This is a genomic window from Mucilaginibacter sp. P19, assembly GCF_050632265.1.
Classification (GTDB): Bacteria; Bacteroidota; Bacteroidia; order Sphingobacteriales; family Sphingobacteriaceae; genus Mucilaginibacter; species Mucilaginibacter gossypii.
On record NZ_CP192586.1, the window covers coordinates 5,723,589 to 5,738,754 of the forward strand.

The 15,166-nt window shown below is 41.6% G+C and carries 17 protein-coding genes and 3 pseudogenes; 13 read left to right on the forward strand and 7 right to left on the reverse strand.

What is annotated here, in order from left to right; genetic code table 11:
- The first annotated feature begins 216 nt into the window (after nucleotides 1–216).
- A complete protein-coding gene (locus ACQ86K_RS28025; RefSeq protein WP_176844527.1) occupies nucleotides 217–492 on the forward strand; it encodes a hypothetical protein in 276 nt (91 codons plus the stop codon).
- 854 nt (nucleotides 493–1,346) lie between these two features.
- Here ACQ86K_RS28025 and ACQ86K_RS28030 read toward each other — a convergent pair.
- The 3 genes and pseudogenes from ACQ86K_RS28030 to hxlB all read right to left on the reverse strand — a co-directional run bounded on the left by ACQ86K_RS28030 (nucleotide 1,347) and on the right by hxlB (nucleotide 3,887).
- Nucleotides 1,347–2,447 carry a hypothetical protein gene (locus ACQ86K_RS28030; RefSeq protein WP_143020829.1) on the reverse strand — a complete coding sequence of 367 codons (1,101 nt, stop codon included), beginning with the start codon at nucleotides 2,445–2,447 and terminating at the stop codon, nucleotides 1,347–1,349.
- A gap of 173 nt (nucleotides 2,448–2,620) precedes the next feature.
- Nucleotides 2,621–3,252 (reverse strand): annotated as a pseudogene (gene hxlA, locus ACQ86K_RS28035) (3-hexulose-6-phosphate synthase).
- Nucleotides 3,253–3,296: 44 nt separating this feature from the next.
- Complete coding sequence (gene hxlB / locus ACQ86K_RS28040) at nucleotides 3,297–3,887, reverse strand: 6-phospho-3-hexuloisomerase (protein WP_091171796.1); 591 nt, start codon at nucleotides 3,885–3,887, stop codon at nucleotides 3,297–3,299.
- A gap of 201 nt (nucleotides 3,888–4,088) precedes the next feature.
- Here hxlB and ACQ86K_RS28045 point away from each other — a divergent pair, with 201 nt between their 5' ends.
- From ACQ86K_RS28045 to ACQ86K_RS28090, 10 genes and pseudogenes are all read left to right on the forward strand, one after another.
- Nucleotides 4,089–4,952: an AraC family transcriptional regulator gene (locus tag ACQ86K_RS28045; protein ID WP_091171792.1), complete on the forward strand. Its 864-nt coding sequence runs from the start codon at nucleotides 4,089–4,091 to the stop codon at nucleotides 4,950–4,952.
- 16 nt (nucleotides 4,953–4,968) lie between these two features.
- Nucleotides 4,969–5,568, forward strand: coding sequence for a Crp/Fnr family transcriptional regulator (locus tag ACQ86K_RS28050; protein WP_256337493.1), 600 nt, complete (start codon nucleotides 4,969–4,971; stop codon nucleotides 5,566–5,568).
- Between the two features lie 92 nt (nucleotides 5,569–5,660).
- Nucleotides 5,661–6,254, forward strand: a complete 594-nt coding sequence (locus ACQ86K_RS28055; RefSeq protein WP_091171789.1) for a PPC domain-containing DNA-binding protein — start codon at nucleotides 5,661–5,663, stop codon at nucleotides 6,252–6,254.
- Between the two features lie 35 nt (nucleotides 6,255–6,289).
- A complete protein-coding gene (locus ACQ86K_RS28060) occupies nucleotides 6,290–7,174 on the forward strand; it encodes an alpha/beta fold hydrolase (RefSeq protein WP_091171787.1) in 885 nt (294 codons plus the stop codon).
- A gap of 49 nt (nucleotides 7,175–7,223) precedes the next feature.
- Nucleotides 7,224–7,610 carry a nuclear transport factor 2 family protein gene (locus ACQ86K_RS28065; protein WP_091171785.1) on the forward strand — a complete coding sequence of 129 codons (387 nt, stop codon included), beginning with the start codon at nucleotides 7,224–7,226 and terminating at the stop codon, nucleotides 7,608–7,610.
- Nucleotides 7,611–7,632: 22 nt separating this feature from the next.
- Nucleotides 7,633–8,601: a zinc-binding alcohol dehydrogenase family protein gene (locus ACQ86K_RS28070; RefSeq protein WP_091171784.1), complete on the forward strand. Its 969-nt coding sequence runs from the start codon at nucleotides 7,633–7,635 to the stop codon at nucleotides 8,599–8,601.
- Between the two features lie 14 nt (nucleotides 8,602–8,615).
- Entirely contained in the window at nucleotides 8,616–9,299 is a 684-nt protein-coding gene (locus ACQ86K_RS28075; RefSeq protein WP_218134482.1) for a hypothetical protein, read from the forward strand.
- Between the two features lie 83 nt (nucleotides 9,300–9,382).
- Nucleotides 9,383–10,278, forward strand: a pseudogene (locus ACQ86K_RS28080) (L-histidine N(alpha)-methyltransferase).
- Nucleotides 10,279–10,337: 59 nt separating this feature from the next.
- Entirely contained in the window at nucleotides 10,338–11,012 is a 675-nt protein-coding gene (locus ACQ86K_RS28085; protein WP_091171778.1) for an SDR family NAD(P)-dependent oxidoreductase, read from the forward strand.
- Nucleotides 11,013–11,316: 304 nt separating this feature from the next.
- A complete protein-coding gene (locus ACQ86K_RS28090) occupies nucleotides 11,317–11,574 on the forward strand; it encodes a response regulator (RefSeq protein ID WP_431200950.1) in 258 nt (85 codons plus the stop codon).
- Between the two features lie 40 nt (nucleotides 11,575–11,614).
- Here ACQ86K_RS28090 and ACQ86K_RS28095 read toward each other — a convergent pair whose 3' ends face one another.
- The 4 genes and pseudogenes from ACQ86K_RS28095 to panB all read right to left on the reverse strand — a co-directional run bounded on the left by ACQ86K_RS28095 (nucleotide 11,615) and on the right by panB (nucleotide 14,097).
- The gene (locus tag ACQ86K_RS28095; protein ID WP_431199164.1) at nucleotides 11,615–12,760 is read right to left on the reverse strand and encodes an NAD(P)/FAD-dependent oxidoreductase; all 1,146 of its coding nucleotides are present in this window, start codon (nucleotides 12,758–12,760) and stop codon (nucleotides 11,615–11,617) included.
- Nucleotides 12,733–12,900, reverse strand: coding sequence for an FAD-dependent oxidoreductase (locus tag ACQ86K_RS28100; RefSeq protein WP_431199165.1), 168 nt, complete (start codon nucleotides 12,898–12,900; stop codon nucleotides 12,733–12,735). The genes ACQ86K_RS28095 and ACQ86K_RS28100 overlap by 28 nt, the downstream gene beginning before the upstream one ends.
- Nucleotides 12,901–12,911: 11 nt before the next feature.
- Nucleotides 12,912–13,271, reverse strand: a complete 360-nt coding sequence (locus ACQ86K_RS28105) for an aspartate 1-decarboxylase (RefSeq protein ID WP_091171772.1) — start codon at nucleotides 13,269–13,271, stop codon at nucleotides 12,912–12,914.
- Nucleotides 13,272–13,282: 11 nt separating this feature from the next.
- Nucleotides 13,283–14,097 (reverse strand): annotated as a pseudogene (gene panB, locus ACQ86K_RS28110) (3-methyl-2-oxobutanoate hydroxymethyltransferase).
- 190 nt (nucleotides 14,098–14,287) lie between these two features.
- On the opposite strand from panB, the gene ACQ86K_RS28115 reads away from it, so the two are divergent.
- Nucleotides 14,288–14,668: a hypothetical protein gene (locus tag ACQ86K_RS28115; RefSeq protein ID WP_431199166.1), complete on the forward strand. Its 381-nt coding sequence runs from the start codon at nucleotides 14,288–14,290 to the stop codon at nucleotides 14,666–14,668.
- The gene (locus tag ACQ86K_RS28120) at nucleotides 14,650–15,159 is read left to right on the forward strand and encodes a helix-turn-helix domain-containing protein (protein ID WP_431199167.1); all 510 of its coding nucleotides are present in this window, start codon (nucleotides 14,650–14,652) and stop codon (nucleotides 15,157–15,159) included. The genes ACQ86K_RS28115 and ACQ86K_RS28120 overlap by 19 nt, the downstream gene beginning before the upstream one ends.
- Nucleotides 15,160–15,166 lie beyond the last annotated feature (7 nt).

Here is a 15,166-nt window from a genome sequence, read left to right on the forward strand (position 1 = left end):
TTCTCGAAAACGTTTAACGTTGCGGCCTTGATGGACATTCTTTGGTGTGTCGGTAGTATTCATAAGTTAGTATGTAGAGTATGCTCAAAATTAAAAAAAATAACAAAATGTGCCGCTTTATCTAATATAGAAATAATGAACGGTGAAATATGCAGGGCGAAAATATAAGTTAGAAAATGGTTGATTAGGGTATACAAGTCGCCAAAAGCCCATATATTGACCGATCAAGAGAAGGTCATTGTCCAGAAAGCTTTCGTGCTGCTTCCGCCGCTTCATCAGCGCACATTGAAAATTCACCTCAAAAGTATCAGCGTTCTCGATGATATGCCCAATACAGCACTGACGGTAACGCTCAATTCCCGCGATTCTAGTAGGAAATATCACATTGCCATAAGGGCAGCCATTCTCAAACCGAGTATATCAGAATGGTTGACGGAGAAAGAGACGAGCTGTTTTGATACGACAGGCGGGAAATTTAACATCGCCGTTTGACGGCGGATCTATGAATGCCCTGGTGTACGTATTGCTACATGAGTCTACGCATGTGGTAGATGGAGCCTTGGGAATCACGCCTGGCGGTCTTTCTCCGGGGGAGCTAAAAAAGCCGTTAGCAACAATCCTTTTACATCCGGAGTTTGGGAGGAGCGAGCTACATTTGAAAGCAAGTACAGGGAACTCTTCTAAATAGTACACGGTTTAAAAGAGGAAAGATCATAGCGATTAAAGACGCGCCGCTTGTTTACCAGGCGCTTGATCACACATCATTCGTATCTCTTTATGGAACAGCCAGCTGGCATGAAGACCTGGCAGAACTCCTGACTTTATACCATCTTACAAAGAAGATTGGGCAACCTTTTGCGATCCATATCATCGACGCTGGCCAAAAAGAAATTTATAAGCGGGAGCCGCTGCAATCACTTTTGGTACAAAAAAGGTTTAAAACTATGAGGCGTTTTTATTTGCGATATTAGGATCCACACCTTTGCAGAAATATGCGAGATAACTTTTTTACCCAAAGTTTATTTTGACTCTTTCGGTACTGAGATTAATAAAAGAGGCTGCATCAAAACTTATCATCTTTACTAACAACGGGCATGCCGGCAAAGAAATGACTTCGTGTGTACATCAGCATATTTGAAAGCCCCTATTAATACACGGTGAAAAATTGCCTCCTACCTTAATATTTCGCCATCTTATTTCTGTGATTTATTAAAAGCGAAAATTCTATATTAGCTACAGTAGTTTTTAGAAGCCATTTTAATTTAGTCTTTAGCTTGGTTGCTGATGCGACCTAATCAATTGAACTTCTCCATCTACTGTAGCTGATTGGTATCTAGGGTGCTTTTTTATTTAGTAAATAGTCCTGCCCCAATATTTGAACCTAACGTGCCTGGCTTAATTTGTAAATAATTACGACTCGTCTGATCTTGATCTATTTCTATCTTTCCAGTCTTTTTAATAATGACATCATTCCCGAATTTAACTTTAGACGGGTCGGCTTTTTCCCCGAAATCCTTTGCACCACCACCTTTTTTTACCAGTTCATTATAACCGATGATCATAGAGTTATTTACCTTAAATGCATTTTTTCCATCCTTATTAAGGATCCAGAATATATTGGTACCGCTTACTACGTTATTGTAGTATTTAAAATCCTCTGCTGCAGACCATGACCATACAGCACCGCCATAATTATCAATGATTAGGTTATGATGCATTTCACATCTTTCAGCAGGTTTATTAGACAAGAAAAAAACTACAGCATCCTTTACTTTATAAAATACACAATGATCCACAACTACACCCTGCCCACTTGCTAATATGGCAAGGTGATTAGGAATAGCAACACGGTCACCTACAAATAAGCATTGGGTGATCCTGAGGTCGTCAAGGTCAAGCCCTTCTCTTACGATGGGATAATTTCTTTTAACATCGCCTATTTTTGGGGTTTCATGCACGGGTGTTCCTAAAACCCGCAATCCCTGGATGGTCACATAGCTCATTTCGATTTGTATACCATACGAAGTTCCCGGATCAGGCTCGCCCATCGGCTTAAAATTCAGCGGCATGGTTGAAATGATCACGGGCATTTTACCTGGGTTCCAGTCTGCATCGTCTGGTAAAGACTCCGCGCGGATAGTAAGCCTTTCGGATTTGCTAAAATGCCAGTTATACGGATGAAAGGTAACCGTAGCATCCAGTCCGTAGATACCTTCGGCCAAAATTACGTTAAGCGCGCCTTTGCCATTTGCATCATTAATTCTTCTGGCTGCTTCAAAGAGCGTTTTTAGCGGATTGTCTTTTGATCCGGCATTATGGTCGCTGCCTTTTTCGGGGTTAATAAATAGGTATCCATCGGCTGGAAGGGTAGCGATTTTCTGCGCTGAAGATACCGAATAGGTAAATACCAGGATGGCTGCGATGAAGTGGTGTAATTTTATTTTCATTTTTAAATCTAAAATGATTGCTTCAATCACAACAATGAACAAGGTTAAGAAATACACTTAACATAGTTTAAGTTATCGACAAACGCTAACTTTTATAAACATGTCCCCCGAAGAACGGGGCACACGTTTTAATGATAACCAATGTTCCTGCTAATTGATGGAAAGCTAAAATATTACGCAGCTTCAATCGCTTCGCGTAATGCTTTTGCTGCAGCAGCAGGATCCTCTGCACCATAGATGGCTGCACCAGCAACCGCTACCTGAGCGCCGGCTTTAATAACAGCCGCGATGTTTTTCAGGTTCACACCACCTGCTATCGAAACGGGTACACCGGCTCTCGCTGCTTCGTCGATGAGTAACTGTATTGAATAACCTGCTGTCCACTGCTCGTCTAATCCGGCGTGCAGTTCAACAAATTCAACACCTAATTCAGTTACTTCCTGGGCACGTTTTACGCGGTCAGGATAACCGATGGTATCTACTACTACACCTTTACCATGAGCTTTAGCCGCTTTAACAGCGCCAATAATGGTCGCATTTCCGGCAGCGCCCATAACGGTAATCAGGTCGGCGCCTGCTGTGAAAGCGATGTCAGCTTCCAACTCACCTGCATCAGCTGTTTTTAGATCAGCAAAAACTAATTTATCAGGATGTGCCTGCTTCATTGCAGTGATCACGGTTGAACCCATGTTTTTGATCAGGGAGTACCTAGTTCAATAATGTCTACATACGGTGCAACTTTTGCTGCAAGCGCTAATGCTTCCTCTGTTGTCAATAAGTCTATTGCTACTTGTAATTTTGCCATTGTGTTATTAATTAGTTTAAAAAAATGATATGATTAATTATTAGTTATTCCATGTTCGCGTGACGCTTCCAAAGCTCTTCGGCAGGTGTTCCGTATAACTTCCATAATTCCGTAAATATTGCATCTCCTAGTAACAGCACAGCCTGTTCAAAAAGGCTTCCCGCGTATTGTATTGATTTAGCGCCGTTATGATCTTTCTTTTCTGCTGCCGGTATCAGCATGTGAACATCTGCCAACCCGGCCAGCGAAGAGGATACGTTAGTGGTCATTGCTATTACACGCGCACCCACTTGTTTAGCTTTTTGGGCGGCTTTAACGATAGTGCTCGTTGTACCTGATCCAGAGGCGGCCCACAAGAGATCTCCTTTTTGAATAGCTGGGGTGGTAGTTTCGCCGACAAAATAAACCCGTAACCCCAGATGCATCAGGCGCATAGCGACCGAACGCATGGCAAAGCCGGAGCGGCCCGAAGCGATCAGGAAGATGGCAGATGCCTTGTTGATATTCCTGATCAGTTCTCCGAAATAATGGTAATCGATTGCCTCTGCCAGCAGCGAGTTCTCCTGAATGATCTTTACCAAATGTGCTTTGATTGCAGCACCGTTGTTTCTATTAGATTGGTTTGTTGATTCCATTTTAGTCGTTTAATTCTTCGGCAAAAGTATCGTCTGTACTAACGGAATTGGTTATACAAATAGCCAGATTGGGTGGACTATCTGGAAATAAGATCAGCTGAAAGTCATTAAGATTCGTCAATGGTGTCTCTATTTCTGAATAGTCCACCCAAATTATCTGATTGTCCACCATCTTAATGTCGTAGTACATATCTTTACATTATGACAAGTGATATAAAGGAAAGTCGCCTGGAAAGTGAGATGATCTACATCAGGAATTTAAATAACTGCCCGCCGAGTTATTTGAATGATCCCGGGAGAAAAGACTTTTTCGAGATCGTATGGTTGAAAAATGAAGACCCATTGCACGCCTTAAAAGCCAATGATTTTGAGGTCAAAGGAGACTGGATCTACCTGATCCCGCCTTACCGTGTACATCAGCTAAACAAGGCGGGAAAAAACGGAGAATTGATATCTTTTAAAAGAGAGATACTGGAGGAAGAAGACAAGGAGTTTTTACTTGATATTTTCAAAATATTTAATGTGCAGGGTGAATTTTCCTGCCTAAGATTGGATAAAGCTGCAGCAGATGACCTTGGCGGCATTTACAATTTATTAATCGGTGAATATCAAAAATCATCGGGGGACCTGATGATACTGAAAACTTTGCTGAAAGTGTTTTTGTTGAAACTGATCAAAGTTAGAGAAGAGGAGTTCACTACACACGATATTCACCAGAAAAGGGTTTATGAGTTTCTGATGTTGCTGGAAGGGAATTATCTGCAGGTCAGAAATATTGACTTTTATGCCGGCAAACTGGATATCAGCTCCAAGCGGTTAAACCAGATCCTTAAAGAAAAATTGAACAAAACCGGAACACAGATCATTCATGACCGTATCATACTGGAAGCCAAAAGGCTGATCATACACAGCGCGCATACGATCAAAGAAATATCTTTTGAACTTGGATTTTCTGACCGTCCCTATTTCAGCAGGTTTTTTAAGAAACAAACAGCGCAAACGCCTGATGAATTTCAGAAACAAGCTCGAAAACATTTGAAATTAAAAGCTAATACACTAATTTAACCGTAAACTACTGAACGTGAATACCCAAAACTTACCCGTTGCGGCATTAATAAAATTCTTCGAACAATACTTTCCGCTTAATATGGCAGAACGTAAAGAGGTGGCGGCCAGGTTTACCGAACGTAGTGTCAAACGACGAGGTTTTATCTTGCAGCAAGGCGATGTAGCTAAATATTTTACCTTTGTGGTGTCCGGTTGTTTCAGGCAATACGTGATCGATGAAACTGGTAAGGAATATAACTTACAATTTGCTATCGAGAATGACTGGATCACCGATCTGTGCAGTTTTTATTCGGAAACGGCAAGTAATACTTACGTCGAGGCGCTGGAACCATCCGTGATATTGCAGATCAAACATGAAGACTTATTATATCTATATACGCATTATCATAAGTTCGACCGCAATTTTCGAATTATCGTAGAAAAGAAATATATTGATCTCCAGAACCGGGTAATGCAGAACATTAGTGTCACCGCAGAAAACAGGTATTCAAATTTTATGACCCGGTATCCCAATCTGGCCTACCGTTTACCTAATATTCAAATAGCATCTTACCTGGGTATTACACCGGAATTCCTGAGCAAAGTGCGGAAGAAGATTGTTCGCCCGGCCTGATTCTTAAACTTGTTTAAGATTATTTCTTAACTAAGTTTATTGGCCGGTGAACGCTATCCTGCTCACCTTTGCATCGTTAAACAACGAGAACGATGAAAGGATCAGAAATCATAACAATTTCCAAAAAGATCAGAAACGGAGCCTTAACGGTAGTCTTTGTTTTAGGCGCAGCTTTTGCAGCAAGTGCGCAGGAATATGTATCATTAACCAACCCGGCAAAACCCGGCAGAGCTCCTGGTGCAAAAGTAAAGCTTTTAAGTATGAACGGGGAAACCAGGACTTATCTATTGGTGCTGGCGACAGGTGATGAAGTAACTTCGGGTATAGAAGAGTTCGCTCAAAAATATCAGGTAAAGAATGCGCACTATACCGCATTTGGCGATGCCACCTCGGCCAAATTTGGCTGGTTTGATAAAGATCGCAAAATGTTTAAACTGGCAAATGTCAGTGAACCTTCAGAAGTGACTGGTTTAGTGGGCGACATCTCACTATATAATGGTAAACCTTTCGCCCATTCCCACGCCAGTGTAGCAACAAGTGACGGCATTTGTCACGGAGGCCATTTGCTGGAATTAAATGTAGGGCCAACATTTGAATTCTACATCACTGTTGAACCTACCGCAGTTTATAAAAAAATCAGTCCGGAGTTTAATGCATTGGTCGTAGATCCAGATCTCGAAAAATAGTAATGCTAAATGGGATATCTTAAATAAATTATAAAATGAAATTATTCATTAAAAGATCAGGGATGATGGTTGTCATTATTTCGCTGATATGTTCGCTGGTAACAAATGCTCAGGATCTGAAACACCTGAGAAGTTTTATGCAATCCGCTCCGACACCTGCCGGTGCAATTCCTTATGGAAATAATCTTAAAGCGGGCCACTATCTGAACACAGGTAATGCCCGTGTCTATTACGAACTTTACGGTAAGGGCAAGCCCTTTGTGATTTTGCACGGCGGAGTTTTTGGCTCTACCTATGAAATGGGAAGGTTCATAGATAGTCTTTCTAAAAACTACCAGGTGATTGCCATTTCGACGCGTGGTCATGGAAAATCGGAAATGGGAACCACTGAACCCACCTATGAGCAGAAGGCCAATGATGTGAATGCCATTGTGAGCGCCGTTACAAAAGACAGCGCTATTGTTTTAGGATTCAGTGATGGTGGTTATACCGGCTATTATCTTGCTGGCCTCTTCCCGGATAAGGTGAAGAAGTTGATCACTATCGGCGCAGGAGAATGGCTGAAAGGAGCACGACCATTTAACATCACCCGTAAAGATGCTTTTGGACTGGATAGCCTGTACTGGAAACAGCAGCTGGCCTTAAATCCTCATCCGGAGAAATTCGACGAATGGCTGGTATCGATCAATAAATATTATAATAATGTCAATATCAGTAAAGAAGTATTTGCCAAAGTCCATTGCCCGGTGTTGCTGATGGCAGGTGAACTCGATCAGAATGCAACGCTAAAAACGGTGATTGCAGCATATTATATGTTTCCGCAAGTACAACTGGCCATCATACCGAACGCCCCTCATCCTGCCTTTCAAGTGAATTTTCCATCAGTATGGGCTGATATAGTTCCTTTCCTGCAGCAATAATAGGTGTGTTAAATTATAAATTGGTATAACATTTAAATTTTAAGGACATATGAACACAACAAACGAACAACAAGCCGCAGTGCAATTGCTTCATTGCTATGCCGAAGTATTAAACGAGGCAGATAGCCCATCGATTTCTTCTTTCTACGCTTTTGATGGCTTATTTATGCCGGATGGTTTTAAGACATTGACGAAAAAGGATCTGGATGCGGCAGGCGGCAAGTTTCTGAAGGGTAGAAATTTTAAGATTAACTACAATATACAAAATGTGACCGTAGGAAATGAATTTGCATTTATTGATGCCACCGCCAGGTCTATAACCACCAGCAGTGGCGGCAAAGAGATAAGCAAGAACAGCAGGGACTTTTTCGTGTTAAGGAAAGATGGTACAGCTTGGAAGATCTATAGGTACCTGTTCAATAAATTACGGGATTAATATTCTATAACCAGCCAAAATCATGAAAGCAGCATTAATTTACCACCCGGGTGGCCCGGAAAATTTCGTTTTGGAGGATATCAATGTACCAAGGCCGAAAGAAGGTTGGGTATTGGTTAAAGTCAAGGCTTTCGGCCTTAACAGGTCAGAACTAATGACCCGGAAAGGCTATTCACCTGACGTTGTTTTTCCGCGGGTGCTGGGTATTGAATGTGTTGGCGAAGTGGCAGATGATCCTTCAGCGGAATTTAAACCGGGACAAAAAGTATCCGCCTTTATGGGTGGTATGGGTAGGCTTTTCAACGGCAGTTATGCGGAATATGCTTTATTGCCCAAGTCCGTACTCAGATCATTTGAAAGTGAGCTTCCCTGGGAACAGTTGGGTGCCATGCCTGAAATGTTTCAAACGGTATACGGGTCATTGCATCTTTCTCTGAAAGTCCAGCCGGGAGAAACCATTTTGATCCGCGGCGGTACATCTTCCATAGGTATGCTGGCCACCCAACTTGCAAAAAACAGTGGCCTAACGGTGATAGCGACAACGAGAAACCCGGACAAAAAAGAAATGCTGCTAAAAAACCGGGCGGATCATGTTTTGATTGAAGACGGTAATTTAACGGCCCAGATTAATGATATTTTTCCTGCTGGCGTAAATAAAGTTTTAGAATTGGTTGGCACATCTACACTTAGAGACTCCCTCAGCTGCGCAGCTCCGGGTGGCATCGTTTGTATGGCGGGTATGCTGGCAGAGCAATGGTCATTTAAAGAATTCGCACCTATGGATTATATCCCGGCAACAGTTAGCCTGACCGTTTATGACAGCGGGCAGATTAGGGTTGACGCACATAATTTTCAAAATTTCATAAGTGATGTGGAAGCAGGGAAAGTTAAACTCCCTATAGGGCGTATATTTAAACTGAATGAAATAGCGTTGGCACATCAGATGATGGATAGTAATGCCGCAGGAGGTAAAATCGTAGTTCTTATTTAAGCTCTGAAAACTAAATGAAGAATTATATTTTTTTACTGATCATATATGGCTATTTGTCACTTTCTTCAACAATGCAGGCGCAAAACATTCGCCTCGACGCGAAAAGTCACAAACCTGTGCAGGTATCCATGTCATTTCAGATCATCGACGGGAGGAAAGTTATGAGGGTTACTAAAGACTCTTCTGTAAAAACGGTCGATCAACCAACTTTTGTGAAATTGGACAGTGTTAATTTCAAGAATGGTGTAATAGAAGTCAAGGTGTTGAGTCGGTTACTGCCCACGGCTCAAAAAGACAATCGGGGATTTATTGGTTTGGCATTCCACATCAAAGATGACAATTCCCGCTTCGAAGCAATATATATCAGGCCTACTAACGGCCGTGCTGATGATCAGATCCGCAGAAATCATACGGTACAATACTTCTCCTATCCTGACTTTCCATACTCGAGATTAAGAAAAGAAAGTCCTGAACAATACGAAACCTATGCAGATATGGGTTTAAATGAATGGATAAAGTTAAAAATAAGTGTAGTTGGAAATAAAGCCCGACTTTATATTAATGACAGCAAATTTCCGGCATTTGTAGTCAATGATCTAAAGCTGAGAAGTGATCAACCAGGTGGGATCGGATTATGGGTAGACGTGGGTACGGAAGGATTTTTTCGTGACTTAAGAGTATTACCAGCAGACAAATAAATATGAAGACGAACTTATCTGATTTACCTGAAATAGGTGTGTCAAGCCTGTTTGAACAAGATGTTTTAGATGGCCTGATGCAAATGCCCAAAAGGCTGCAATCCAAATATTTTTATGATGAAACAGGCGATATTCTTTTCCAGCAGATCATGGCCTGCCCGGAATATTACCTGACGAATTGTGAATTGGAAGTTTTCAGCAAACAGTCATCAGCATTAGCAGAGAGGATCTGCCGGCCGGGTCAATCCTTTGACCTGATAGAACTTGGTGCGGGCGACGCGACAAAATCGGAATACTTGCTGGATTTTCTGGTACGATCAAATGTAGATTTTAAGTATCTGCCCATCGATATATCAGATAATATATTGCAGGAATTAAAGGCAAGGTTTAACAAATCTTTACCCCAATTAGTTGTACAACCATTGGCCGGAGAATATTTTGAAATGCTTAAGGTTGCAACTCAGGAAAGTGCAAACCGGAAAGTCATCTTTTTTTAGGTGCAAACATTGGAAATATGGATAAGGACCAAGCTATTGACTTTTGTCACACGCTTCGCAGTAACTTATCTCCAGGCGACTTGCTACTGATCGGGTTTGACCTGAAGAAACATCCCCGCATCATTTTGAACGCTTATGATGACCAGGGGAAAATAACGTCAAAATTCAATCTTAATTTACTGGCCAGGATCAATCGCGAACTTGACAGCGATTTTGATTTGGAACGTTTTGAACACTACCAGACATATGATCCGGAAACCGGGGCCAGTAAAAGTTATCTCGTGAGTCTGCAAGAACAGCATATTAGCATTAAGGGGCAAATTGTTGCTTTCGCCATAAATGAAACGATTTACATGGAAGTATCGCAGAAATACAGTATTGAAGAAATTGCTGTTATAGCTCAACGCTGCGGTTTTCGGGCTGGTGGGTACTGGATAGATTCAAAAGGCTGGTTTGCGGATGTTTGCTGGGAAGTAGTATAAAAATCATACAACGATTTCAACCCATTTGGAGTTGAAATAAACTATATAAAATAAATAAAATGACTAATTCAATTAAAAAAGTGCTGGTTACCGGTGCAAGCAATGGGATCGGTTTCGATCTTACAAAAAAATTATTGGCCGAAGGTGCTGAAGTAATAGCGGTTACACGTACAGGAAAAGTTGGTGAATACAGCCACCCTAATCTCAAAGTTTATCAGGGAGATATCAGTAATGCAGAAAGCATTGAAAAAGTTGCTCAACAATTAGAAGAAGCGGGCATTAAGCTGGATGTACTGGTTAACAATGCAGGCGTCGGGCTTGATCTTGGTGACGAAGTTCCGACTGCGGATCTTTTGAATGCCACCTTTGCCACCAATACTACAGGTACAGTTTTGTTTACGGAAGCTTTGTTAAACAGCTTAAATGACGGCGGTCAGATCGTATTTTTATCTACTGCAATGGCTTTGCTACGCAATGCTGCGCCGAATGCGCCGGCATACCGCATGTCAAAGGCGGCTTTGAATATGTACGCAGTTATGCTAAGCCAAAGGCTTGCTGAAAGAAAAATCAGGGTAACTCCACTTCATCCGGGCTGGGTACAAACCAGGATGGGTGGTGATACTGCACCTGTTACAGTCGAGAGATCAGTAAACGGGATTTTTAAAGCGATTACAGAAAATACTGAAACTGGTAAATTCTGGAATATTGAACTGGATACGCTCGAAGATTATTAACTGCACTGGTTTAATAACGCAACCTTTTCAAGATCGAGCTAAACGTTTAACATATTATCGCAAAATGGCGGGCATTTGGAATGACCGCCATTTTGCATATCAAGTAGTAATCTCTTAAAAAATGGTTTAATCCAGCTATTTCATTAAAGAAAACCTTATTCTAAATTTTTACGCTATTAATATTTATGCAAAGAAAAAAATTCTTTTTATTGATGAGGAATTGCTTTCTTTGGTCAAGTTCATTTTTCAAGAAGAAAATATTGATGTGATAACATTTTCGTCGTCGTTATAACCACTTGAGATTATCTCATTAAAGCCCAATCTTATCTTACTTGATGAGTGGCTGAATGGAGTAAAAGGAAGTCAGATCTGTCAAGATTTAAGAAACATCGATCCTTGCCATACACTCCCTATCGTGCTGATATCTGCTGTATTCCAACTGCCAGCCGTTGCAGCGAAATGCCGTGCAGATGCTTTTATCGCCAAACCATTTGACATAGATGAATTAGTAAGAATTGTTAAATCTCTTATCCGGACACCATTCAGGGAAATTAATCAGTGATCGCCTTGTCTAGTCGTAATACATTAAAGGGACCTCAAACTTAATAGTCCGTATCCTTTTTGGCAGGTCTGATGATCATCCGTAAATATTGATCCTTTGAAATATAAGCTGCGCTCCAGTTTGTCAGCGTTTTTAACTTGTTTCTAAAGTTGACCAACGATAATAAGTGGACGAATAACCACATTAACCATGCAAAAAAGCCCTGAAAATGAAGAACCGGTTTTGGTAGATCTGTGACAGCTTTATTCCTGCCGATGATGGCCATTGATCCTTTATCATGATATCGGAAAGGTTTAAGCGGCCGACCTTTTTGTTCTGCGTGAATATTATTAGCAAGATTTACTCCCTGCTGTATGGCGACCTGAGCCAATTGCGGGTGCCCGTTTGGGAAACTTTTATCCAGCGTCTGCAGGCATCCGTCACCTATCGCAAATATATTAGCTGAGCCTTTTACTTTATTACAGGCATCCACCAGCAGCCGTTTACCGCGTCCGTAAAACTCAGTTGGCAGGCCGGCAAAGATCTGGCCAGTCACCCCGGCAGTCCAGATGAGGTTTTTAGTTTCTATACTTGAACCATCGCCAAGCAATACGCTTTCTCCGTCATAGTCTTTTACCAATTGATTTAAGCTAACAATCGCACCTAATGATTTCAGCGATTTCAACGCGTAGTCCTGGGATTTTTTCGTCATCGGTGCCAGCAGGGTAGGTAAACCGTCCAATACATAAATATCAAACGGGAGGGTTGCCAGTTCAGGATAGTCTTTTTTGAAAACATTCTGTTTTAATTCAGAGAGCATACCCGCGATCTCAACACCTGTAGGTCCGCCACCCGCTATAACCACACTGGTTAGCCTCTTTTGTTCCAACGGATCATTGGAATAGGCAGCCTGCTCGAAACGGGTTAGTAAAGTGTTTTTTAACAATAGCGCATCAGCCACTGTTTTCATAGGCAAGGCATATTTCCGGACGTTTTCGTTTCCAAAGAAATTACTCTCTGTACCTGTAGCTAATACCAATTTGGTGTAGCGCAATGCTCCCGACGTTAACAAGACCAAGTTCTCATCTGGTTTGATCTCCAGTAGTTCGCCCATGCGGAAAGTGAAATTGGGATGATCTCTGAACAACCTCCGGTATGGGTAACTGATATTGGATACGTCTAAAAAGCCGGTAGCAATCTGGTACAATAACGGGGGAAGAAGTTGTAATTATTCCGGTCGACTAAGGTAACGTGCAGGTTCTTATCGTTTTTCAAAAGAGTTTGAGCGACATTAATGCCGGCAAATCCGCCGCCGATAATGACGATATTATTTCCATATGGTGTCATGATAATTTAAATTAATGGTGTGGTTGTGGAAAATCTATGAATGGAACAATGATGATCGGGTAAACAGCAGGAACATGACCGGTAAGCCATCTGGCATAACTCAAAATATTGATGTGGTCGCCGGCATGGACAAGTCTCGTTGCCGGGCCGCAGAGAAAACAAGCATGGCTGCCTTTGCCCGCCTTAAGCACATAAGTTTCAAAACTTGCCCCGTTATTATGATTAAAGATCAATACCTTTTCATTCTCCGATATTTTTGCAGCCTCTAAAATTTCTTCGTCAAGCAACAGGTAATCTTCGCCGTTAGGATATACCTTGCTGATACGGATATGTTGTATTTCAGATTTGAGGATAGATGACGAAAGATCCATGATATAAATATTTAGTATTGTTCCTTATCACTGGGAATTTTTCGGGATTTAACGTCTGAAACATAGGCATTGGTTGCGTTGGAAATCTGGCTATACAGGTCTAAATACCTGCGCAGGAACCGCGGGGAAAAATCCTTGGAGATGCCTAACAGGTCATGCATCACAAGCACCTGTCCGTCAACATGTTTTCCTGCGCCTATACCGATAATGGGTATGGATAAAGTTTCCGCTACTTTTTTCCTAAAGTCGCCGGGATCTTTTCCAGCACGATACTAAAACAGCCGGCATCCTGCAAGACCTGCGCATTGCGTAATAGTGTTTTTGCCTCGCTCTCTTCTTTAGCACGAACCGTATAACTGCCAAATTTGTAAATAGACTGAGGGGTGAGCCCAAGATGCCCCATCACCGGTATACCCGCTTGAATAAGCCGGGTGACCGATTCAATAATTTCCTCTCCACCCTCTAATTTAAGCGCATGAGCACCGGCTTCCTTCATGAGTCGTATGCCTGAACTAAGCGCTTGTTTGCTGTCGCCCTGGTAAGTACCGAACGGAAGGTCTGTAATGACCATAGCTCTTTTAACCGCTCTGGCTACGCTTTGCGTATGATAGATCATGTGATCAAGCGTAATTGGCAAGGTCGTATCGTAGCCGGCCATAACGTTGGCAGCCGAATCGCCGACCAGCAGAGCATCAATTCCTGCCTCATCAAAGATCCGGGCCATGGAAAAATCATACGCGGTCAGCATACTAATCTTTTCTCCAGCATTTTTCATGTCCTGAAGAACTTTACTGGTAATTTTGGTACTTGTTAATTGAACTGACATTCTTATCGTTTTTGCTGTAGAAATCGGATCAAACCATTGCCGATTTTTATTAATGCAATATTACAGCTCAGCTAAATACCTCTTTTGTCGTTATGGCTTGATAATTTGTTTATATAGCGTGTGGTAAAAAGCTTGCTTTAAGAAGTTCAAATACAAAAACTTTTAGATTCTATATTGTAATTTCACATTAATGAAGGAAATTAAGACCTTTTCGCTTTCAAGACATAGTCGCCTTTTCGCAGTACCGGATACGAGCAAGGAATATTTGTTTATCCAAGCTGCCGGGCATCCCTATCTGGAAGAACCCTACCGGGCTGAGAGCTATGCCATAGCTTACCTGAAAGAAGGAAATATTTTTTTACAAGCAGGCCTTAACAACTACGAAATTAATGCGCCTTGTATCATTACGCTCGGGCCTTCCGTCATTCGCAGTTTTCGTAAAAGGAGCGAACTTTTAAAAATGGATATCATATTTTTCAAAGACACCTTTTTGCTGGAAAAACATGCCGATATTCTTTTTTTAATAACTACATTTTTTTCGAAAACGCAGATTTGCATACACTTAGCTTAAATGATGTATATCACGTTAAATTCCGTAGTTTTTTTGAGCTCATTCTTTTAACCCAGTCGACGGCTAACTACCACCAAGCCCAAATTATCCGTAACCTTGTTTTCGCCGTTATATACGAAATTGACGCGCATCATCGGCAACATAGCACAATTCTTCCCTCTTCACTAACCGGTTATACGCTTTTTTCGAGATTTAAACAATTGCTCAATCGCAATTTTATGCATGAGCGTAAACTGGAATTTTATGCCGACCATCTTCATGTGATGCCAAAGTCACTTTCTGCCGCGATTAAAAAACATACTGGCAGATCTGCCGGCAAATGGATCGACGAAACGATTGCCCTTGAAGCTAAAGTGCTGCTACAAAACCAAACGCTTACGGTCTCTCAGATCAGTGGAATTCTTAATTTTTCAAATCAATCCGTGTTCAGCAAGTTTTTCAGTGCTAATACTGGCATGTCACCTGTGGCTTATCGTAAAAAGCTCCTATAAAGTGTTA